Genomic DNA, 22358 nt, shown 5'->3' on the forward strand with positions numbered 1-22358 from the left:
TTATAAATGAAAACCGCTGAAATAAAGCTGACCGTTACACTTGACGATAATAACGTGCCTGAGAAAATTGTATGGACCTCAACAGACTCAAAAGGTGAGGATGCCGTACCGGTGAAAGCCCTGATGCTTTCTGTTTGGGACCCCAGCTATAAAAACACCATGAAGATTGATTTGTGGACCAAAGAAATGCCCGTTGATGAGATGAAGCGCTTTTTCTACGAAACGCTGCAAACCATGGGCGATACCTTTTTACGTGCAACCGGCGAGCAGAATATTGTAGAAGACCTGCGTGATTACTGCGCCCACTTTGCAGAAAAAATGGAAATAACCAGGTAAGAAAAATTCCTTTTATCACCCTATGCGACCTTCATCACTTGTAGCCATGCTGGGCTTTCTTACTTTGATAGTGGCCACCTTTTGTCCGCTGTTAAGACCTTTCCACTTATTTAACATGAACGTTTACAAGCTTAACCAACCCTACGGAATGGTGCTGATGCTTGTAGGGGTAATTGGTGTTTTGTGTACAGTACTAAACCAGGTTAACGTTACCCGTATAGCTGCCTGGGCGGCAATTATTTTAGTAACATTGCTTTTTATTGCCGCTGTTTTTAAAGTTAAAACCACTTTCAGCTTTATTCCGTTTAAAGGCGTAAGCGGATTTCTGGCAAAGCAGATAGCATTTAAGTGGGGCTGGTATGTGTTATTTGCAGGTGCTTTGCTTTCTCTGGTTGGTGCAGTTTTAACCAAAAAACCTGTTAATCTGCAACAGTTTAACCAATAATACCACCTCTCTGTTTATTACATCAAACCGTATATAAGGCGTGTAATTTTTTAACATATTTGTAGCAATATAAACCACTATCTACACTATGCTCAAGCTTTCCTTTCGTAACCAGGTAATGTTAGGCTTTGGTATATCCATCCTGCTTGTATTATTGGTTGGCACACTATCCTTTAAAAGCATCAAACAGCTTGAGGACGACACCGTATGGGTTAACCACACGCAAAAGGTTATTAAAACCTCTAATGAAGTTTTACAGCTTTTAATTGACGGTGAAACCGGCATGCGCGGTTACGGCGCTACGGCAAATAAAACCTTCTTAGACCCTTACAACGCTGCTGTACCTAAAATTACCGAGAACCTTTACCAGTTAAGTAACCTGGTTTCAGATAACGCAGCCCAGGCACGGCGGATAGATTCTTTAAAAGATCTGGTGAACCGCCAGTTGCTGGTGTTGAAAACCAATATAGACACCCGTGAGAAAATGGGCCTGGAGTATATGGTAGCCAACAAGATGTTTTTAGGCGGCAAGCAGAACATGGATAGCATCCGCGATATCAGCAACCGGCTGGTTGTATCTGAGAACACACTGCTCGATCAGCGTAAAGCTGCTTCAGAAAAAGCGTCGGCACAAGCTATACAGATAATCTTGGTTGGCTGCTGCTTGTTTTTAGCCATCGTAATAGTAATGTTCTATTACATACAAGGCACTTTTAAAAGGCAAAAAAGGGTTGAGGAAGAAGTAAGACTTGCTAACATTGAGTTAGAAAAGGTATTAAAAGAGAACGAAGATAAAAATTGGCTGCTTACCGGCATTGGTATCTTAAACGATAAGATGCAGGGCCAGCAAATTGAGAAAGAACTATCGGAGAACGTACTTACCGAGTTGAGCCGTTATGCCGAAGCCTTTAGTGGCACCATATATTTGTACAATGATGGCACAGAAACCCTTGATCTGTACGCGTCTTATGCATTTGCAAATCCCGCGGAGATCAAACAAACTATCCGCATCTCAGAAGGCTGGATAGGCCAGGCGGCTAAAGATGAAAAAGCAGCTGTAATAAAGGGCAAGCTCAATGATAGCCTGCAACTAACCAGCTCAATAGTTAAGGATGAGCACATTGAGACCTTTATTGTGCCTTTTTTATTCGATAAAAAATTAAAGGGTGTTTTTGAGCTTGCTTTCCGCGGCGAGGTATCTGCGCAGGTAAAAGAATACATTGAGCGTGTATCTAACGATGTAGCAGTTGCTGTTAACACTGCACAGGCCCGCACTATTATGCACGATCTGTTTGAAGAGACCCAACAACAGGCAGAAGAATTGGAAGCCCAGCAGGAAGAGATGCGCGTAACCAACGAAGAGCTGATGAACAAAACAGAAATGTTGCAGGCATCAGAAGAAGAGTTGCGCGTACAGCAGGAAGAACTGCGTACCATCAATGCCGAACTGGAGGAAAAAGCCAGTTTGCTTGAAGAAAAGAACCAGGCAATAGAAGAGGCGCGCCAGTCGATAACGCAGAAGGCGACCGAATTGGAAACCACAGGCCGTTACAAGTCGGAGTTTTTGGCCAACATGAGCCACGAGTTGCGTACCCCGCTAAATAGTATCCTAGTATTGGCGCGCATACTTAAAGATAATAAACCGGCTAATTTATCGGAAGACCAGATCAAGTATGCAAGCGTTATTTTTAACGCCGGTAACGATCTGTTGACCCTCATCAATGATATTCTCGATCTTTCTAAGATAGAATCAGGCAAGCTGGATATGCAAACAGAGGTTACCAACATTACCGATATCTTATCGGATATGCAATCGTTGTTTGCCGAGGTGGCGCTTAATAAAAATATCAAGTTCACTACCAGCTCTTCCGGCGTGCCACCAAGCATCTTAACAGATAAGGTACGTGTTGAACAGGTGATCAAAAACTTACTTTCAAACGCATTTAAGTTTACACCGGAGAGCGGCTCAATTAGCGTAAGCGCTGTTGCGGGCCCAAGGCCAAATACGGTTTCATTTAAAATAAAAGATACAGGTATAGGAATCCCTGCAGATAAGCAGCGTATAATTTTCGAGGCATTTCAGCAGGCAGATGGTTCTACCAGTCGTAAATACGGGGGTACCGGTCTTGGCCTGTCTATCAGCAGGGAATTGGCTACCTTATTAGGCGGCGACATTACCCTGAGCAGTGAGCCGGGGTTGGGTAGCGAGTTTATACTTACCCTGCCGTTTGAGGCCCACTTTGAGAACCAGGAAGATGATGTAGTGCCAACGGTTGAAACTTACCAGCCGGCGCCTCAAAACTTTCTTCAATCTGTTCCGAAAAAAGAAGCAGACCCTTCCCATGAGCCGTTTGTGATAATAGTTGAAGACGACCCGAATTTTGCAGTTATTCTTCAGGATTATGCCCGCGATCATGGTTTTAAATCAGTAATGATCAACGAGGGAACCGATGCGGTTGAAGCCATTAAAGAACAACAGCCAGATGCCGTTATACTGGATATTATGCTGCCGGGCAAAGATGGCTGGCAAATATTGAAAGAACTGAAACAGGACGAACAAACGCTGCACATACCGGTGCATTTGATGTCGGCTGGTGAAGCGGCTGCTAATCGTGTACGTAAAGAGGGTGCTATCAGCTTCCTTAAAAAACCGGTTAATACCGAAACCCTTGATAAACTGTTTGGCGATATCATGGCGCGAAACGGTACAAGATTTACCCAAATATTACTGGTTGAAGACCACAAGGCGCAAAGCCAGGCGCTTAAAGACCTGATGCAAAGCCAGGGAATCACGGTAGATCAGGCCTTTGACGGTGAGTCGGCATTCCGCATGCTACATGAGCATGATTACCAGTGCGTGATACTTGACCTTAACCTGCCTGATATCTCAGGGCTTGATCTTTTGGACAAAATTAAAGAGGTTGATAAGTTCGCATCGTTGCCGGTTATCATCAATACGGCAATGGAATTGGATAAAACTTCAGTAAATCGCTTAATGCAGTATGCAAATGCGATGGTTGTTAAAACAAGTAAGTCATCTGATAGGTTAATAGATGAAGTTAACCTGTTCTTAAACAAAATTAGCGAAAACACCCCACAAGCAACAAATAATACACAGCCGAAACAGAAAATGATAACGAAAGGGAAAGACGCGATTAAGGGTAAAAAGGTACTGATTGTTGATGACGATATGCGCAACATATTTGCCCTTAGCAGTGCACTTGAAAGCTACGACCTGGTAGTTGAGATAGCGAACGATGGCGAGGAAGCCTTAACTAAGCTTGAGGAAGTGACCGATATTGATATTGTGCTGATGGATATCATGATGCCTAAAATGGATGGCTACGAAGCCACCAGGCAAATACGCAAACAAGCCAAGTGGACAAAGCTGCCGGTTATTGCGTTAACAGCTAAGGCCATGAAAGATGACCGCGAAAAATGTATTGCTGCCGGTGCTAATGATTATATCACTAAACCGGTTGATATGGACAGGCTCATATCGTTAATGCAATTGTGGTTGGATAGTTAGTTATGAATATATCTGTTTCTAAAGAGACTATAACAGACGCACAGCTAAAAGAACTGATAGATATTGTTAAAAAGATTCACGGTTTTGATTTTAGCGATTACACGGAAGCGTCGTTTAAGCGCCGCATCGGTCGTATATTGATGCTGAAGAAACTGGCTTTCTATGATCTTAAGCATTTGCTTATTAACGATCCTCCCTTTTTTCAGGAATTTTTAGAGGAGATAACCGTAAACGTAACAGAGATGTTCCGTGATCCGGCTTTTTACAAAGCTTTACGGAGCCAGGTTGTTCCATACCTGTCAACTTACCAGCATGTAAAGATCTGGTGCGCGGGCTGCTCATCTGGCGAGGAGGCGTATTCGCTGGCTATTCTTCTGAAAGAGGAGAACTTGCTAAAGCGATCATTCATCTACGGAACTGATGTAAATACTGAAGTACTTAATGAAGCAAAGAAGGGGATCTACAGCTTACGCAAGATCAAAAGCTATGCAGAAAATTATGTGTTTACCGGTTTGCCGGGATCGTTAACAGATCATTTTACTATTGCTTACGATGCAGCAGCTATACAGAGTGAGTTAAAGCAAAATACCTTGTTTTCTGTACACAACCTGATATCCGACACCGTTTTCAACGAGTTTCAGATGATCAGCTGCCGTAACGTTTTTATTTACTTTGAAACAGAATTGCAGCACCGTATACTCGAGCTGTTTTACAACAGCCTTTGTCCGCTGGGTTACCTTTGCCTGGGTAATAAGGAAACTATCCGCTCAGATGCTTTCCGCAAGAAATTTAAAGTGATCAACCAAAAGGAAAATATCTACCAAAAAATTGGCGCTTGATGCTCACATAAAACAACGATGGCTTAGCTCGCAAATACTGCTTTTAGGTGGTTCCGCGGGCTCTTTTAAGTTGTTTTTTAAACTGGTGAAGGTATTGCCGGAGAGCTTTGATAAAACGGTGATTATCATTATTCACCGTAAAAAAAATTTTTATTCAGAGATAGAAAAACTGTTTGCCGAGAATAGTCGTATGTTCTTACGCGAGATAAGCGATAAAGAACCCATACAGGCCAACACCATATACATAGCCCCGGCAAATTATCACTCACTTGTTGAAAAAGATGGCTTTTTCAGTTTAGATGTATCTGAAGCAGTTTGGTACTCAAAGCCTTCCATTGATGTGACTTTTGAAAGCGTTGCAGAGGTTTACAGAGATAGCGTAACAGCTATTTTGTTCTCAGGCGCTAACCAGGATGGGGCAGAGGGTTTACTTAAATTGCGGCGAAGCGGGGCATTAACCATTGCACAAGACCCCGCAGATGCAGAAATGACGGAAATGCCGCAGGCCGCTATTGACATGCATGCTGCGGAATACGTGTTATCTTTTGAAGATATATTTGAGCTTTTACAAACACCACCTGATACCCAACATAATTAGATGACTCCCATTAATATCCTTATTGTCGACGACAGAGAGGAAAATATAGTAACTCTTGAGGCATTGCTTAAACGCGATGATATCAAGTTATTTACAACCACCTCTCCAAACGAGGCTTTAAAAATAGCCTGGGAGAACCAGATCTGTATAGCCCTTGTAGACGTGCAAATGCCGGAGATGGATGGCTTTGAGTTGGTGGAAATGCTAAAGTCTAACCCGCGTACTAAAGATATCCTGGTGATCTTTGTTACAGCTATTTCCAAAGAATCTAAATATGTTGTTAAAGGCTTTGGCGCAGGCGCTGTAGATTACCTATACAAACCGCTTGATCCGTACGTAACTTCAGCCAAGGTTGATGCATTTATACAGCTTTCGCGCAGCCAGGAAGAGATCAAACAAAAAAACGAGCAATTACAAAACATGGCGCTTGTAGTTAAAAACAGTGCCGATATCATCTGTTCTATAAATGCCGACAGTTTACGCATTGAAACCATAAACCAGGCTGTTGAGACGATACTGGGTCATAAGCCGGAAGAGGTATTAGATAAAAGCATAGTCGATTTTGCAATTGAAAGTGAACAATCTGCTTTCAGAAAAAAATTAGGTGAGATCATAAGAGAGAATCAACCTTTCTCAGTAATGGAATTTCAGTTCAGCACCTTTAATAAAAGCGTGATCTGGACAGAATGCCGCGTTTCTTACCGCGGGCGGACAATATTTATGAACATCAGTGATGTATCGCCCCAAAAAAGTTATGAGCAACAGCTTATCAAATCAAAGGAAGCTGCTGAATATGGCAAAAAAATTAAAGAAACGTTTTTAGCCAATATGAGCCATGAGTTGCGCACACCGGTAAATGGTATCATAGGGCTGACCAACCTGCTAAAAAAAACAAATATTGACGAGCAGCAAGAAAACCTGTTAACCATGATGGAAACATCTTCGCGTTCGCTGCTCGGGGTTATCAACGATGTACTCGATCTTTCAAAAATTGAGGCAGGTAAGTTTAGCATTGTGCGTACACCTAATAATGTAAGGGCGCTTGTAAACAGCGTTTACGGCTTACTTAAATACCAGGCCGACGAGAAGGATATCGAATTTACCAAGGAAATTGATAACGATGTGCCCGAAATGCTGCAGTTAGATTCGTTAAGGCTGAACCAGATACTAATGAACCTGCTGAGCAACGCGCTTAAATTTACCGATAGAGGTTACGTAAAGCTCAAGGTATCCGTTCTGCAAAAAATAGATGATAGCCGTGTTAAATTGAAATTTAGCATTGAAGACACCGGTATAGGCATCCCGGCATCAAGGTTAACAAAGATATTTGAATCATTTGAGCAGGCAGAGGATGATACTTCAAGCAAATATGGCGGTACCGGCTTAGGGCTTACCATTGTAAAAAAACTTGTAGAGCTTAAAGGCGGGGAACTAACCGTAAGCAGTAAATTAGGCGAAGGTAGTGTGTTTAATTTTACAAACTGGTTTAACATAGCACATGAGAGCAATACGCCAAAGCCTGTAAAAGTGGGCAGAAAGCTTGCACCGTTTGTGAACACGCGTGTTTTGGTAGCCGAAGATAACATGATAAACCAGTTTATGGTAACCAAAATGCTTAAAGACTGGAGTGTTGAATTTGAGGTTGCCGATAACGGATACAAAGCTCTTGAAAAACTAAAAGAACAGGATTTTGACCTCGTGTTGATGGATACCCACATGCCGGGATTAAACGGCTATCAGGCGGCCCGCGCCATACGTATGGATTTTGAGGAGCCTAAAAGGAGCGTACCTATTATTTCATTATCAGCATCAGCGTTTGAGCATGAGCAGGTAGAAGCTATATCCTCGGGCATGAACGATGTGCTGCCAAAACCATTTGAGGCGCACGAGCTTCACGATAAAATGATCAGGCTTTTAAAAAAAAGGATTAAGCCTAAAATGCCAGCGTAGTCTGGCCTACGCCAAGTGTTTTAGCCTCGTGCTCTAACAACCACTTTTTACGCCATAAGCCTCCGGCATAACCCGTAAGGCTTCCGTTGCTGCCTAAAACGCGGTGACAAGGCACAAGTATCCATAAATTATTACGCCCGTTGGCTGCTGCTATTGCCCTTATGCCTAAAGGGTTGTTCATTTTTTGCGATTGTTGGCTGTAAGTTATGGTGCTGCCGTAAGGTATGCGCTGCAACTCCTGCCAAACGGCTTGCTGGAAATCTGATCCCGGCTGTTTCAGTGGGAGGTCAAACGCCTTTCGGCTGCCTGCAAAGTACTCCTCAAGCTGTGTTATGGCTTGTTTAAGTACGGCAACATCTGTAGTTGTAGGCTTAAGATCTTCCTCATCACGAATAGATACCTTTGTAATAAAGCCATCCTCTTCAACGATATTTGTGATACCTAAGGGCGACAAATAGTAAACCTCTGCCATGATCTTATTGCTGTTCGCTTTTTAATAACGATTTGAGATAAACCTTGCTCATACGGCCGCCGATAAATTTTGCAGGTAAGAACTTCATAAACACCTTCCCTAAACGATTCATAAGCCCCGGCACGTAGCTGAACTTGCGGGTAACGAAAGCGTTTATAGCCTCTTTAGCGGCTTGTTGCACCGGCATTAACCAGCCCTGTAATTCGCCAAATTCGGCACCATGGGTCATTTCGGTAGCGATGCCGCCGGGAGCAAATACGGTTATCGAAAAGTTTGGATTGGTCAACTCGTTATACAGGGCGTTACCAAATGCATTAATAAAAGCCTTGGTAGCCGAATATGCGGTTTGATACGGTACAGGGAAAAAACCGGCCATGCTTGATACCAGCATTAAGCCACCTTCTTGTTTGCTTGTTTCAAAGTGGCTTACCAGAGCGTTAGCCATACGCACTACACCAATAACATTGGTTTTTAGGATAGATTCAAACTGATCCCACGGCAGCTGGCTGTGTCGCCCAAAGTAGGTGACACCGGCATTTAGGATTGCGCCATACAAGTCTCCATTAGCAAGGGATTCGGCAACTACGTGGTCTGCGCCTTCAATGGTGGATAGATCGGCAACTACAACTTTAACTTTTACACCTGCTGTTTTTTCCAGTTCAGCTTTAAGTTGTTCCAGTTTGTCTGCCCGGCGAGCGGCAATAACTAAATTGGCTTTGTGCAGGGTTGCAAGTTGCCTGGCCATTTCCTGCCCAAGCCCCGATGATGCACCCGTAACCAATACCCATTTGTTATTTAACCGCAAATTATTCATGTTGCTAAGGTAGCTGTTTGAGTCGAAAGTCCTAAGTCAAATACTTGGTCAATCTTTTGTGACTTAATACTCAAAGCTTTCGACTTCGGACTTAACTTATTAAATTCGCGACATGAAACTGGCGGGGCAAACTATTGAGCTGTTAAAGAAGGAGATCATCCTTGAGTGGCGTTCTAAATACGCCTTCAACGGCATCCTGCTTTATATTGTCTCCACGGTATTTGTATGCTACATCTCTTTCAATTTAAATCCTGGTTTTAAGCAAACACCTGGCTATCCCATTGTATGGAATATCCTGTTCTGGATCATCATGCTATTTGCATCAGTTAATGCCATTGCCAAAAGCTTTCTGCAGGAGAGCAAGGCCCGGTTGCTGTATTATTATACCATTGCTCACCCGCAAGCCATAATTCTTTCCAAAACTATTTACAACACACTGCTCATGTCGCTGCTTAGTGTGCTGGCATTGGTAGTGTACCTGTTGTTTTTTCCTAATAAGGTAGATGATATGCTGTATTACTTTATTACCGTGCTGTTGGGTAGTATGAGTTTTTCTACCGTATTTACCATGATCTCTGCAATAGCTTCTAAAGCAGGCAATAACGGTACGCTGATGGCGATATTAAGTTTCCCAGTTGTGATACCTGTTATATTGCTTTTGGTTAAAGTAAGCAAAGCCGCCATGGATGGAATAGACCGCAGCCTTAGCCTCAATAATATTGGTGTATTGCTGGCAATAAATGTGATAGTAATTGCGTCATCCCTCATATTGTTTCCCTTTTTATGGCGCGATTAATCTTTCGCTTAGCTTTTAGCATTTTATTGATATTGCCTTTTACAATTAAGGCTCAAAATGGTGTAATTACTGGTAAAGTAACAGCACAGGGCGGTACCAATCCGGTTGCCAAAGCAAGCGTATTTTTAAATAATGCCTCATACGGCACTGCTACTGCCGATGATGGCACATTTGCGCTCCGCGGCGTAAAACCAGGCCAATATGATCTGGTAGTGTCTGTGTTAGGTTTCGAGGAATATACCCAAAAGGTTCAGGTGAATAACAATACGCTTGATCTGAAGATAAGCCTTACGCCCAAAGTAATGATGATGCGGGAGGTAGTGATTACCTCCAACGCCGACTGGAAAAAGAACTACGAACAGTTTAAAAAAGAATTTATTGGTAATGATGATGCGGCCCGCCAATGTAAAGTGGCTAATCCGCGGATACTTAATTTATCCTACACCCGTAAAACGCAAACGCTTGAGGCATCTACCGATGAGTTCTTGGAGGTTGAGAACTATGCATTAGGCTATAAGGTGAAATTTCTGTTGGCCGATTTTAGTAGTAACAATATCTCCGGCATCATCAGTTACGCAGGCAAAGCGCTGTTTGAAGATCTGCCGGGCAGCGCAGAACAAAAGAAAAAATGGAAGGCCAGGCGCGACGAAGCATATTACGGATCGGCAAGGCACTTCTATAGATCTTTATACAAGGACCGTTTGCAACAGGAGGGCTTCGAGGTATACGATCTAATGCGTAGTCCCGACCCTAACCGCGCCCCAGAATGGTTGATCAAAAAGAAGATCAAACAGTTCAACGGCTTTAAACGCGATTCGGCGATGTTTTGGATAAACATGGAAAATATGCCCAAATGGTACCAGGAACATTTAACCAGACCAAACTTAGCTGCAAGTGCTGTGCTGCGAAAGACTGAGCAAGATGGTATCTACGTAATTACTTTTCCTCACTACTTATACGTGATGTACACTAAACGCTTTGAAAAGGATAACTTTAAAGATGTATACCGGCCGCTGGATATGCCTAACTACGAAGCCAGTATCATTACCCTCAGCGGAAACTTTGCTGCCTTTGATATGAATGGCACCGTTGTGGCCAATGCCCCTTTGGTGGAGGGCACCTGGTCAAAATCAAAACTCGCCGCCATGCTGCCGGTACATTATGAACCGTCAGATAAATAGATCAGAGATTAGGATTGCCTGATGCGGTATCGTGGCAAAATTTTTAACTAATCTCTTATCTTCAATCTCTAATCTCTAAAACGGATCTGTACTATCATTCTCTCAACACAAAACCCTAATCAACACAACTTTTTCAACTCCTATGCTTGCATAGTATAACATTACTAATTATGACGGAGAGGATATAATTGGATACATCTTATTGCTACCTTTGCCGCATATTTTTGATATGAAGTTTATATACAAAACCTGGTGGAAGGTGCTGGCCGTTGTGCTGGTGTTCTACACACTCATATCCGGTATGCTTTTCCAGGTGCCACGCCTGGATATCCTGCATGAAACTATACGCAATCTTTACTTTCACGTACCTATGTGGATGGCTATGCTTACGGCGCTGGTTTTATCAGTGTTCTTTAGCGTTTTATACCTGCGTACAGGCAAAGAGGAACACGACCTTGCAGCAGTTGAATGCGTAAACACAGGTATGATATTTTACGGACTGGGCCTGGTAACCGGCATGCTTTGGGCAAAATACACCTGGGGCGAGTTCTGGAGCGGGGACCCGAAGCAAAACAGCGCGGCCATTGCATTCTTATTGTATTGCGCTTACCTGGTGTTGCGTAATTCTATTGACGAAGAACAGACGCGCGCTAAGATCTCTGCCATCTATAACATATTTGCTTTCCCGGTAATGATCGTTTTGCTGTTTGTATTACCCCGCATGACAGATTCGCTGCATCCCGGTGGTGCGGGCGGTAACCCGGGCTTTAACAAATACGACCTGGATAGTCACATGCGTTTGGTGCTTTATCCGGCATTTATCGGCTGGAGCTTATTGTCACTTTGGATAGCCACTATCCGTTACCGTATCCGTTTAATTGAACATAAAAAGAACGCCATCAACTAAAATGAAGAAACTTTTAACCCTGATAGTAATGATGTTAAGCTTTGTCGCCGTAAATGCCCAGGGCGGCAAAACTGTTGAAATGGCTGATGTATTACGCAGCTCAGGTAAAATATACGTAGTGGTTGCTACCATAGCCATTGTATTCGTCGGTTTGGCGATATACCTGTTTGCAATTGACAGGCGCTTAAAAAAAATCGAGAAAGAAAATTAAATCAAAAAGCCTTACAGCATTGTTTAAATGATGTTTTCGCTTGCCGCCGGGCAAGGTGTAAATAAAACACCATCTTTCTAACAGTTGCGATATTGGTAAAAAATATACCAAATTTGGGCACTTTTTTAAGAAATTAATAATTATACCAAAAATCTAAATATGAGCACGAATAACCCGACTGCGAACCAGGAAACGCATTTCTTTGGCGATGTTTGTAAAAACTTCGATCACGCAGCGCAATTCACCAAGCACGATGCCGGTTTATTAGACCAGATCAAATCATGTAACAGCGTTTATCGCTTCCGCTTCCCAATACGTAAAGGCAATGGCTTTGAAGTTATAGATGCATGGCGCGTTGAGCACTCTCATCATCAATCACCAACCAAAGGCGGTATCCGCTACAGCGAAATGGTGAACGAAGATGAGGTAATGGCACTTGCAGCACTAATGACTTACAAGTGTGCTATCGTTAACGTTCCATTTGGCGGCGCTAAGGGTGGTATCAAGATCAATCCAAAAAATTACACTGTTGGCGAATTGGAAAATATTACCCGCCGTTACACAGTGGAATTGATAAAGAAGAATTTTATTGGCCCAAGCATTGACGTACCTGCACCGGATTACGGATCGGGCGAACGCGAAATGAGCTGGATAGCCGATACGTATGCAACCATGAATCCTGGTCAGCTAGATGCCCTTGGCGCTGTAACAGGTAAACCAATTGCTTTACACGGTATTGCCGGCAGGAGAGAAGCTACCGGTCGTGGTGTGGCTATTGCGGTTCGCGAGTGTGTTAGTGTTGCCGAGGATATGGATAAGTTGGGTTTAACAACGGGTTTATCAGGCAAAAAAATAATTGTACAGGGTTTAGGTAACGTAGGTTACTACTCGGCTAAATTCTTGTCAGAGTTTGGTGCTCTTATCGTAGGTATCTGCGAGTTTGAAGGTGCCGTTTACAACGAGGACGGTTTAGATGTTGAGGCAGTTTTCCAACACCGCAAATCAAGCGGATCGATCTTAGGTTACGCAGGTGCTAAACAAGAGTTTAAAAACACCATGGAAGGCTTAGAGCAACCATGCGATATTCTTGTACCGGCTGCTTTGGAAAACCAGATCACTGAAGCAAACATCCGTAACATTAAAGCGAAAATTATTGCTGAGGGTGCAAACGGCCCTACGTCACCTGAGGCTGAAGCGATATTTTACCAAAACGGTGGTATGATCATCCCGGATATGTATGCCAACGCAGGCGGTGTAACCGTATCATACTTTGAGTGGTTAAAGAACCTTAGCCACGTAGCGTTTGGCCGCATGAACCGCCGTTTTGAGGAAAACTCTAACCTTAACCTCGTAAACATGGTTGAGGGTATTACGGGTATCGCCTTAACGCCTATTCAGCGTGCTACTATTGTTAAAGGTGCATCAGAGCTGGAACTGGTAAATTCGGGTTTAGAAGACACCATGATCCGCTCATACCACGAGATCCGCGAGATCTACAAAAGCAATCCGGATATTGGCACCCTGCGTAATGCAGCCATGGTTGGCGCTATCAACAAAATTGCGGTATCATACCAAAACCTTGGCGTGTGGCCGTGATTTATTGTTATAAAGATTAGGGATTGGAGATTAGGTTCTCTTTTGAATACAAAAGCGGCAGAAATGCCGCTTTTTTTGTTTCAAGAGGTTTCTCTTATTTAACCAACCTTATTTTATGTTAACGTATGTTAACAGATAAGAGCGCTTGCGGGCTTGTAAATTACCTTTATCTTAATCAACCGCAAATTATATGAAACGGAAACTAAAGATAGTAATGGTATTGGCTGCAATTGCGCTCACAGGTATCATTATATTTCAGGCTTATTGGAGTATTAACGCTTACAAGCTTAACAAGCAGCAATTTGACCGCGATATCAACACAGCCATGCAGCGGGCAATGGATAGCTGTAAAAAAGACTACTTTGATTCTATACGTAAGGTAATGGTGTATCGCCTGTCTGATACCGCCATTCATATTAAGCTTGATACGATAATAGAAAGGGACATTGCGCATCCAAGTTTAAATATTATGGTATCTGATAAGTATACATCCTTTGGACAGCCATATCATATGCTACTGGGTGCTTATGATTTCTACCGCCGCAAACTCCCACACAAGGCAACTACTCCCGAGATATTAACAGAAATGTCTTTCTATGTGCCTTCTTTTTTAGATAGGATAGAAATGCTGTTATCTATGCAAGATATAGCAAGCCATTTTGGGGAACTACAGGGCTTTTTGCAAAAACATAAAAATGAAGAGCCAAGCGATAGCCTCATGGCCCATAACCAAATAATTAAGCACGGGGTGTATGAGCTTCCACCAAATTTTAGGCAGGCTGATAGCCTCAAAATAGCAAAATATTACCGTGCAGAGCTTAACAAATTGCATCCAAAGGTGAGCTTTAAACTAAGTATCTCAGATAAACCGATTCCTGCCAAAACTGCCGACCCACATCATGTGAATGATCTTAGATACAGCGAAACAGATGAGGTAAATTACAAATATCACGGCTTCCTGTTTTTGCAGCATAGTTCTAAAAATCAGCTTTTTGTGAGGGCGGTGTTTGACAGGGCGCAGGCGGGCCTGCTAAAAGAAATGTTAGCCCCACTGTTATTTTCGGCTTTGTTAATTGTGTTCACTATTTTCTGCTTTATTTACATCATCAGAACTATCATTAACCAGAAACGGTTGACGGAGCTAAAGGATGATTTTATTAATAACATGACGCACGAGCTGAAAACACCTATTGCAACCATATCTGTAGCGATAGAGGGGATGCAAAAGTACAATGCGCTGGAAGATCCTGATAAAACAGCGCGCTACCTGCAAACTTGTCGTAACGAGCTCGGCAGGCTTAACGATCTGGTGAATAAAGTGCTTAATATAGCAGCTTTTGAAAGCCATGATATCCCGTTAAATAAAGAATGGACAGACATCGACGGATTGATGAGCGATCTTGTTAATTCTGAAACGCTTAAGGCCGACAAACAAGTTGACATCAGTTTTGAAAATACAGTTGGTGTAAAGAGCGTATTTGCTGATAAACTGCATCTGCGAAATATCCTTGCTAACCTTATCGACAACGCTGTAAAATATTGTGCCGAGCCTGTTGTAATAAGGATCATTCTTTCAAAAATTGGCAACTATGCAGAGTTTATTGTAAAAGATAACGGCATAGGTATACCTGCCGAACATTTGGGGCAAATATTCGATAAATTCCATCGCGTGCCATCCGGTAATGTACACAATATAAAGGGTACAGGGCTTGGACTAAACTATGTAAAACACATGGTAGAAGCGCACGGTGGCAAAGTTGATGTAAAAAGTGTTATTGGAAACGGTACATCGGTTAGTTTTACTTTACCTTTAAGTAATGACTAATACCTGCGTATTGTTAGCCGAAGATGAGTTAGCCCTGGCGCATATTGTACGCGAAAGCCTGGAAGAAAGCGGGTTTGCGGTTACACTATGCGCCAACGGCGAGCAAGCGCTGAAAAGCTATCAAAGCACTAATTACGATATTTTGGTGCTTGATGTAATGATGCCCAAAATGGATGGCTTTGAAGTCGCTCGTAAAGTGAGGGCAACGGATAGCACAACACCTATCATTTTTCTTACTGCACGCTCGCAGCCAAAGGATGTGGTTGCAGGTTTTGAGAGTGGCGCTAATGACTATCTTAAAAAACCGTTCAGCGTTGAGGAACTGGTAGTGCGTATAAAGGTATTGCTAAGCACCAATCGCATTTTACCTAAGCTCAGATCGGCACAGGAGACTTACGCTATCAACAATATTTCGTTCTCGCCAAACAAAAATATGCTTCAGCATGGAGTAACTACTATACAACTTACCGCCCGTGAGAGCGATATTTTAAAAATACTTTGCAAACACCAATACGAGGTTATCCCGCGCAAGGGACTGCTTGACGCTTTATGGGGAGATGACAGTTTCTTTAATGCCCGCAGCTTAGACGTGTTTATCACCCGGTTACGTACTCACCTTAAGGTAGATCCGCAGGTGCAGATCATCAACGTAAGAGGAGTGGGGTATAAGCTGGTGTGGTAACAACTGCGAACCAAATTACTTATGCCTAAACCTTATCACATTTTACCTATGCAATCTATAACAATTCTAAATAAGCAATATCCCTTGTAATAAACATTATTAGCTTTGCGTTTTGTATTTTTGCAAAACTGTTCTGTGCAGTTGTATAAACAATGAAAAAAAGCGCAATCTTCGGTATAGTAACTATTGCTATTGCGATAGCTGTTATCATAAGCACCTATTCAAACACAAGTACTTACGGCTCTTTTAACGATGCCCGTAAAGCTGACGCTGAACTACATGTTGTAGGCCATCTTAACAAAACCAAAGCTTTGTATTATGATGCTACTAAAGATGCTAACTACTTTTCTTTCTATATGAAAGATAATAAAGGTGAGGAGTGTAAGGTAGTGTTCAGTGGTACCAAACCACAGGATTTTGAACGTTCGGAACAAATTGTACTGACCGGTTCTATGAAAGGCAAAGAGTTTCATGCCTCAAAGATCCTGATGAAATGCCCTTCTAAATATACCGACGATAAATTGAACGTTGCTGAGTCTAAAACGCAAAGCGCCAGCATATAAATAGTTTTTAATGGAGATAGCTTATCAGGGCGAACACCTTTTTCCGGGTAGTTTAGGCCAGTTTTTTATTGTACTTGCATTCGGTTCAGCACTTTTTTCATTCATCTGCTATTACTTTGCCACCACCGAAACTGCTGCCAACAGCGATAAATCGTGGTTGCGCATGGGGCGGATAGGCTACTGGTTAAACACCGTATCTATCATCGGTATGGGTGTTTGTTTGTTCTACATTCTTTACAACCATTATTTCGAGTACCATTACGCCTGGTCGTACACTTCTAAAACCTTACCTACCTATTATTTAATTTCCGGTTTTTGGAACGGGCAGGAGGGTGGCTTCTTGCTATGGATGTTTTGGGGAGCGGTTTTAGGTAATGTACTAATATGGCGCGCCAAAAGTTGGGAAAAGCCGACTATGGCTATCATGGCGCTATCGCAAGCGGTTTTAGGTACCATGATATTAGGCCTGCAGATAGGCAGTGCCCACATTGGCAGCTCACCGTTTTTATTGCTGCGCGATGCCATGGCCGATGCACCGATATTTAAAAACGCTAACTATCTCGATTTTATAAAAGACGGCAAGGGCATGAACCCTTCGCTTCAAAACTACTGGATGATCATCCACCCGCCGGTGTTGTTCCTTGGCGTGGCGTCTTTGGTAGTGCCGTTTGCATTTGCAGTCGCTGGCTTATGGCAAAAACGTTTTAAGGAGTGGGTTCCGGCTGCAATACCTTACGCTTTGTTTGCCTGTATGATATTGGGCACAGGTGTTATTATGGGTTCTTTCTGGGCTTATGAATCATTGAATTTTGATGGCTTCTGGGCTTGGGATCCGGTAGAGAATGCATCTATCTTTCCTTGGTTAATTATGGTGGCCGCGGTACACGTACTTATCGTATTTAAAAACAGTGGTCATTCATATTTTACGGCAGCATTTTTAACACTGCTTGCTTTCGTTATCGAATGGTATTCATCGTTCCTGGCACGTAGTGGTGTGCTGGGTGAAACATCTGTACACGCATTTACCGACCTTGGCCTGTTCTGGCAGTTGGTTATCGGTATGGCTATATTCTTCATCATAATGGTTTACCTGCTGGTAAGCCGCTGGAAAGAAATGCCCATCACCAAAAAGGATGAGGACACTTATTCGCGCGAGTTCTGGATGTTTGTAGGTGCGGTATTCCTTTGCCTATCATGCCTGCAATTGGTGGTAGTAACATCACTGCCGGTTTGGAACCTGATGTTTGGCACCAAATGGGCGCCGCCAACAGAATCTATCAAACAATACAACGTTTTTCAGGGATCATTTGCCGTGGTGATCGCATTGCTTACAGGTATCACGCAGTTCCTTAAATACAAGAAAACCGATATAACGCGCTTCTTTATTACTACCGGCGTTTACCTCGTATTTGCTGCGTTGGTAGCTGCGTTAATTATCTATGCAACCGGGCTGTATAAACTTAGCTTCGTGTTCTGGCTGGTGATGTTTGCATCGTTGTATAGTGTTTTTGCTAATGGTAAAATACTGTCTGACGCGTTTAAAGGTAAATACAAACTTGCCGGGTCTGCCGTATCACACATCGGTTTTGGTTTACTTTTGGTAGGCGCGCTGATAGCTGCAGGTACTAAAAAAGTAGTATCTATAAACGAACAGGGCGAAGAGCACATTGCCGAATCTTACAAAGAGGAGAATCCAAAGGAAAACCTGCTGCTTTACCTTAATCAGCCTATCAAAATGGGCGAGTATAACGTAACCTTTAAAGGTGATACCATAGAAGGCGCTCAGCACTTGTTCAATATCGATTATGAACGAGTGAAAGATGGTAAGGTGACTGAGAAATTCAGATTGAGGCCAAACGTAATACAATCTCAAGGTGGTATGTCGTCATCTCCGGATACCAAGCATTACCTGTTCCGCGATTTATACACGCACATCACCATGACCAACGTGATAAGTGCCGAACCTAAGCAGGAAGAAAACCACGCCGACCATCCCGAGGCCGACGATGATAAAAACTACGATGCACCGGTTGCCCATGAGGTAGCCGTTGGTGATACCATCCCGTACCGCGATGGCAAGATCATACTAAAAAGCCTGAACAAACAGGTAAAAGTTAAGGACATCCCGCTAAGTGATAAAGATGTTGCCGTTGGCGCACAGCTTGAAGTTATAACGCAGGGGAAAACCTACACAACAGAACCGGTTTACCTGATAAAAGGTCGTAATGTTTTCGATTTCGGTAAAAAACTGGAAGAAGCTGGTTTAAAGCTGCGTTTCTCAAAGATCATCCCGGATAAAGGCAAAGTTGAAATTATGGTTTACCAACAGCCTGAAAGCAAGAAGAAATTTATTGTAATGAAGGCCGTTGAGTTCCCTTACATCAACTTTTTGTGGGCGGGTACCATTATCATGGTCATCGGGTTCTTTATGTCGATATTAAGAAGGAATAAAGAACTGAAACCTGCTTTAGCAGAAGTCAAAAGTCAAAAGTCAGAAGTCAAAAGATAAGGCCAATAAAACAATATTTTACGGAGAGCACAAAGGAATTACCTTTGTGCTCTTTGCGTTTTATATGGTAATTTACGCTGATAGAGATTGCTTTAGTGTAGCTACCATCTGTGATCAAATGGTCGGAGCGGATGAACATTCTACAAGAATGGTAAGTATACTCATCAAAGCATTGCGTTCTGTAACAATTTACAAACACCTGTAAAAACTGCTTGGCAAACATTAAATTAGGGTTACCAATACCCTTTACATGCTTAGCCTAAAAAAATTACTTAGCGCATCTATATTGTTGTTGCCACTATTTACAAATGCCCAGGAAAAATCACCTCTGATTACAGGTAATGTAAATATTTCAATAAAAAAAGGCACTATTGCCTGCGACCTCATAGTGACCGACCTGCCAGATGTAAAAGATTACGTCATCAGGCTTAATTCAGGTATGAACATCCATTACTTTAAAGACCTGAAACGAAGCAAACAGCCTTTGTACTACGATATGGATACCAAAGACAGTATCCAGTCTGACGAGACCAAGGCGTATTACCTGCACGAGAACACGGGTAACCCGGCGCGTTATCTGCCTGAGGAACTGGAGATAAAATATGCGGGCATGTACCCTGTAATTGCTGATTCGCTGAGCGGTTACATGGGCCAGGACTGGCGGGGCAACATAGCCTTTAACGGTTACTCGGTAAGGGCCGAAGGAATGCAGGCGGCGTGGTACCCTGTATTGTATGATAAAGCTACAAGAACCCGTTACGCAGAAGTAAAGTACAATATCAACATTACCTGTAACGATTGCAGCCTGCTTTTTTTGAACGGCAGCCAGCCGGTGAGAGGGACAAAAGGTAGCTTTAAAAGCGATGCCACGCAAGAGATGTCTATGTACTGTGGCGACGTTAAGGCAAAGCAAAATAAAGGTGTATGGCTTATCAATTCGGATATGACCGCGCAGCAGGAGCAGAAGTTATTTGATCTGGCGGGTTCCTACCAATCGTACTACACTAAAAACTTTGGCACACCTTTTAAAGGCAATCTTGCTTTCGTACAAACCACACCCGTGGCTGATTCCGCACAATGGGCTTTTTCTTTTTTTTCGGCACCCACAACTTTTAACGTAGGAGCCGGGCGGTATGGCCTGCATGCTATGTTTGATGATAAAAACAGCGGTATGCCTAAAAAGACCATGGCGCACGAACTGGCGCATTATTACTTTGGTACATTGTTAAAGCCCGGCAATGAGTTTGGCCATGCCATTGAAGAAGGCTTTGCCGAGTACTTAGCGTTTAATCTTACTAAGCATTTAGAGGGTGAAGCCGTGTACAATGAAAATCTGCAGAACAAGGTACACAGTCTTAAATATCTGCATAAATATCAACCATTTTCAAAAGTAGTGTCTGATAAAGATTACGGCAACCGCGAATATTACCTGTACTATTACACGCCGGTGTTACTTTTAGCTATCGAAAAAGAAATGGGTGAACCAGTGATGTGGAAATGGCTTAAAGCCATGGTAGCCACCGGTTCAGACCACGCAGATTACAGCCTGATGCTTAATACTTTCCGCACCGCCGTAACGGATAAAGACCTGCAGGAGAAGATCATTAAGAAGTATTTTACATCTGATGATGCATTGAAGAATGCCTATGAGGTGTTGGGGGTGAAAGAGTAGGTGCATTTTCCCGCTTAGGCACGTAGTGCCATGCCTCTTAGCCCACACAAGTCCGCCATCGTTCTGCCAGCTTTCACCCAAAGCTTTTTTGCTGACAAGAAAAGTCAAAGCAGTTACATACCGACACCGAACACTGCGGCATAGTGTAACGTGCGGATAGCACAGGCGCTGTAGAAGTACTGACTTTGTAGCGCGTTACCGTAGCCGCGAGTTTTCTTTTTGGTACTTTTTCCCTTAGACTTGTTTATTATTCATAAATAGTAACCAGAGCAGCAGGATGTTCTTATGTGACTTTTTAAGGCGTGCATGCCTATCAAAAGATTGAAGACCCTGCTGCTTACTGAACACATTTTCAAATAGAAATTGAGGTGTGATTACCTATTATCAGGGAATTGAAATACGTTCAGTACCGGTTACAGATGATTATCAAAAATAAAGTTATGAACTATTTTGCAGGAATTGATGTATCCAAGGCCACATTAGATGTGACGTTGTTGAGTTCAGAGGGATGTAAGTTGTACAGTAAATTCAGTAACAACACCAAAGGTTATAAGCAACTGCTGAAGTGGGTAAACCTGGAAAAGATGTTGCCCGAACAAACGCTTTTTTGTATGGAGAACACTGGTTTGTACAGCCGTCCGCTGATGATTTACCTGTTTGGCCTCGGTTACAAGGTCTGGGTTGTGATGCCCGTTGAGATAAAGCGGTCGATCGGCCTGCAAAGAGGCAAGAACGATAAAGTAGATTCAGTACGTATTGCTTCTTATGCAGCTAAACACCATAGCGAAGCGGACACCGAACAACCATCAGAGATGATCTATAAGTTGAAAGACTGGCTCTCATTCAGGGACCGGCTTATTAAGCAAAAGCAACAATTGCAACAGCCGGTAAATGAGTTTGCGGATATGGGACTTACTGCACAGGCGAAAGAAATGAAACGCGTTCTGCAACCGGCTATCAACAGCATCGATACAAGCATCCGAAAAGCAGAGGCGATCATAAGAAAACTGATCAGCATTCAGGGTGATATGAAGCGAGTGTATGACCTGATGTTATCTGTACCCGGTGTAGGTGCAATAACAGCTTGGTATTTACTCGCCTATAGTAACGGAATGAGGAATTTTACCAACGCTAAACAACTGGCCTGTTATTGCGGTGTGGCCCCGTTTGAACATTCTTCGGGCACTTCAGTGAAAGCAAGGACAAGGGTCAGCATGATGGCTAACAAACAACTAAAATCATTATTGCATCTGGGAGCATTGACCATAGTTAAAAACAAAAATTGCGAAATGTACCAATACTATCAAAGGAAAGTGAAAGAAGGAAAAAACAAAATGAGCGTCATCAATGCACTGCGGAATAAAATATTACAGCGTATTGTTTCTGTGATAAATAAAGATCTACCATACAGCTCGAAAATTGCTGCATAAGAA

The 22358-nt window shown here is 42.8% G+C and carries 19 protein-coding genes; 17 read left to right on the forward strand and 2 right to left on the reverse strand.

The genetic code is table 11. From position 1 onward, the window contains the following. Positions 1–6 precede the first annotated feature (6 nt). From gldC to INP83_RS13905, 6 genes are all read left to right on the forward strand, one after another. Positions 7–336 (forward strand): gliding motility protein GldC, encoded by a 330-nt coding sequence (gldC, locus tag INP83_RS13880; protein WP_146272189.1) that lies wholly within the window; start codon positions 7–9, stop codon positions 334–336. Positions 337–358: 22 nt separating this feature from the next. Further along, positions 359–781, forward strand: a complete 423-nt coding sequence (locus tag INP83_RS13885) for a hypothetical protein (protein WP_219124713.1) — start codon at positions 359–361, stop codon at positions 779–781. 88 nt (positions 782–869) lie between these two features. Continuing rightward, positions 870–4310, forward strand: coding sequence for a response regulator (locus tag INP83_RS13890; protein ID WP_219124714.1), 3441 nt, complete (start codon positions 870–872; stop codon positions 4308–4310). 2 nt (positions 4311–4312) lie between these two features. Next, positions 4313–5149 (forward strand): protein-glutamate O-methyltransferase CheR, encoded by an 837-nt coding sequence (locus INP83_RS13895; RefSeq protein ID WP_146272192.1) that lies wholly within the window; start codon positions 4313–4315, stop codon positions 5147–5149. Then, positions 5139–5747: a chemotaxis protein CheB gene (locus tag INP83_RS13900; protein WP_219124715.1), complete on the forward strand. Its 609-nt coding sequence runs from the start codon at positions 5139–5141 to the stop codon at positions 5745–5747. Before INP83_RS13895 ends, INP83_RS13900 begins: the two co-directional genes overlap by 11 nt. Further along, positions 5748–7697, forward strand: coding sequence for a response regulator (locus INP83_RS13905; protein WP_219124716.1), 1950 nt, complete (start codon positions 5748–5750; stop codon positions 7695–7697). On the opposite strand, the gene INP83_RS13910 is transcribed toward INP83_RS13905, so the two are convergent. Beyond that, on the reverse strand, positions 7681–8169 hold the full coding sequence (locus INP83_RS13910; protein ID WP_219124717.1) for a methylated-DNA--[protein]-cysteine S-methyltransferase: 489 nt from the start codon (positions 8167–8169) through the stop codon (positions 7681–7683). The genes INP83_RS13905 and INP83_RS13910 overlap by 17 nt on opposite strands. A 4-nt stretch (positions 8170–8173) precedes the next feature. Further along, entirely contained in the window at positions 8174–8983 is an 810-nt protein-coding gene (locus INP83_RS13915; protein WP_219124718.1) for an SDR family oxidoreductase, read from the reverse strand. A gap of 112 nt (positions 8984–9095) precedes the next feature. Between INP83_RS13915 and INP83_RS13920 the strand changes: the two genes are divergently transcribed. From INP83_RS13920 to INP83_RS13970, 11 genes are all read left to right on the forward strand, one after another. Next, positions 9096–9779 carry a heme exporter protein CcmB gene (locus INP83_RS13920; protein WP_219124719.1) on the forward strand — a complete coding sequence of 228 codons (684 nt, stop codon included), beginning with the start codon at positions 9096–9098 and terminating at the stop codon, positions 9777–9779. 32 nt (positions 9780–9811) lie between these two features. Further along, positions 9812–10960 (forward strand): carboxypeptidase-like regulatory domain-containing protein, encoded by a 1149-nt coding sequence (locus INP83_RS13925; RefSeq protein ID WP_219124720.1) that lies wholly within the window; start codon positions 9812–9814, stop codon positions 10958–10960. Between the two features lie 229 nt (positions 10961–11189). Then, the gene (locus INP83_RS13930) at positions 11190–11867 is read left to right on the forward strand and encodes a cytochrome c biogenesis protein (RefSeq protein WP_219124721.1); all 678 of its coding nucleotides are present in this window, start codon (positions 11190–11192) and stop codon (positions 11865–11867) included. 1 nt (position 11868) lies between these two features. Further along, on the forward strand, positions 11869–12078 hold the full coding sequence (locus INP83_RS13935) for a CcmD family protein (protein WP_219124722.1): 210 nt from the start codon (positions 11869–11871) through the stop codon (positions 12076–12078). Between the two features lie 159 nt (positions 12079–12237). Beyond that, complete coding sequence (locus INP83_RS13940) at positions 12238–13674, forward strand: Glu/Leu/Phe/Val dehydrogenase (protein WP_146272200.1); 1437 nt, start codon at positions 12238–12240, stop codon at positions 13672–13674. Positions 13675–13864: 190 nt separating this feature from the next. Continuing rightward, positions 13865–15499: a cell wall metabolism sensor histidine kinase WalK gene (locus INP83_RS13945; RefSeq protein ID WP_219124723.1), complete on the forward strand. Its 1635-nt coding sequence runs from the start codon at positions 13865–13867 to the stop codon at positions 15497–15499. Beyond that, complete coding sequence (locus INP83_RS13950) at positions 15492–16181, forward strand: response regulator transcription factor (RefSeq protein ID WP_219124724.1); 690 nt, start codon at positions 15492–15494, stop codon at positions 16179–16181. Before INP83_RS13945 ends, INP83_RS13950 begins: the two co-directional genes overlap by 8 nt. 152 nt (positions 16182–16333) lie before the next feature. Further along, entirely contained in the window at positions 16334–16744 is a 411-nt protein-coding gene (locus tag INP83_RS13955) for a cytochrome c maturation protein CcmE (RefSeq protein ID WP_146272203.1), read from the forward strand. A gap of 10 nt (positions 16745–16754) precedes the next feature. Next, on the forward strand, positions 16755–19253 hold the full coding sequence (ccsA, locus tag INP83_RS13960; RefSeq protein ID WP_219124725.1) for a cytochrome c biogenesis protein CcsA: 2499 nt from the start codon (positions 16755–16757) through the stop codon (positions 19251–19253). A gap of 250 nt (positions 19254–19503) precedes the next feature. Further along, positions 19504–20925 (forward strand): hypothetical protein, encoded by a 1422-nt coding sequence (locus INP83_RS13965; protein WP_219124726.1) that lies wholly within the window; start codon positions 19504–19506, stop codon positions 20923–20925. A gap of 440 nt (positions 20926–21365) precedes the next feature. Further along, positions 21366–22355, forward strand: coding sequence for an IS110 family transposase (locus INP83_RS13970; RefSeq protein ID WP_219124727.1), 990 nt, complete (start codon positions 21366–21368; stop codon positions 22353–22355). Positions 22356–22358: the final 3 nt, after the last annotated feature.

Source organism: Mucilaginibacter sp. 21P, assembly GCF_019331605.1.
Taxonomy (GTDB): Bacteria; Bacteroidota; Bacteroidia; order Sphingobacteriales; family Sphingobacteriaceae; genus Mucilaginibacter; species Mucilaginibacter achroorhodeus.

What these genes read in the sequence shown, in the direction of transcription:
- gldC (WP_146272189.1), top strand. Translation starts at nt 7, where the DNA reads ATGAAAACCGCTGAAATAAAGCTGACCGTTACACTTGACGATAATAAC.
- INP83_RS13885 (WP_219124713.1), top strand. Translation starts at nt 359, where the DNA reads ATGCGACCTTCATCACTTGTAGCCATGCTGGGCTTTCTTACTTTGATA.
- INP83_RS13890 (WP_219124714.1), top strand. Translation starts at nt 870, where the DNA reads ATGCTCAAGCTTTCCTTTCGTAACCAGGTAATGTTAGGCTTTGGTATA.
- INP83_RS13895 (WP_146272192.1), top strand. Translation starts at nt 4,313, where the DNA reads ATGAATATATCTGTTTCTAAAGAGACTATAACAGACGCACAGCTAAAA.
- INP83_RS13905 (WP_219124716.1), top strand. Translation starts at nt 5,748, where the DNA reads ATGACTCCCATTAATATCCTTATTGTCGACGACAGAGAGGAAAATATA.
- INP83_RS13910 (WP_219124717.1), bottom strand. Translation starts at nt 8,169, where the DNA reads ATGGCAGAGGTTTACTATTTGTCGCCCTTAGGTATCACAAATATCGTT.
- INP83_RS13915 (WP_219124718.1), bottom strand. Translation starts at nt 8,983, where the DNA reads ATGAATAATTTGCGGTTAAATAACAAATGGGTATTGGTTACGGGTGCA.
- INP83_RS13920 (WP_219124719.1), top strand. Translation starts at nt 9,096, where the DNA reads ATGAAACTGGCGGGGCAAACTATTGAGCTGTTAAAGAAGGAGATCATC.
- INP83_RS13930 (WP_219124721.1), top strand. Translation starts at nt 11,190, where the DNA reads ATGAAGTTTATATACAAAACCTGGTGGAAGGTGCTGGCCGTTGTGCTG.
- INP83_RS13935 (WP_219124722.1), top strand. Translation starts at nt 11,869, where the DNA reads ATGAAGAAACTTTTAACCCTGATAGTAATGATGTTAAGCTTTGTCGCC.
- INP83_RS13940 (WP_146272200.1), top strand. Translation starts at nt 12,238, where the DNA reads ATGAGCACGAATAACCCGACTGCGAACCAGGAAACGCATTTCTTTGGC.
- INP83_RS13945 (WP_219124723.1), top strand. Translation starts at nt 13,865, where the DNA reads ATGAAACGGAAACTAAAGATAGTAATGGTATTGGCTGCAATTGCGCTC.
- INP83_RS13950 (WP_219124724.1), top strand. Translation starts at nt 15,492, where the DNA reads ATGACTAATACCTGCGTATTGTTAGCCGAAGATGAGTTAGCCCTGGCG.
- INP83_RS13955 (WP_146272203.1), top strand. Translation starts at nt 16,334, where the DNA reads ATGAAAAAAAGCGCAATCTTCGGTATAGTAACTATTGCTATTGCGATA.
- ccsA (WP_219124725.1), top strand. Translation starts at nt 16,755, where the DNA reads ATGGAGATAGCTTATCAGGGCGAACACCTTTTTCCGGGTAGTTTAGGC.
- INP83_RS13965 (WP_219124726.1), top strand. Translation starts at nt 19,504, where the DNA reads ATGCTTAGCCTAAAAAAATTACTTAGCGCATCTATATTGTTGTTGCCA.
- INP83_RS13970 (WP_219124727.1), top strand. Translation starts at nt 21,366, where the DNA reads ATGAACTATTTTGCAGGAATTGATGTATCCAAGGCCACATTAGATGTG.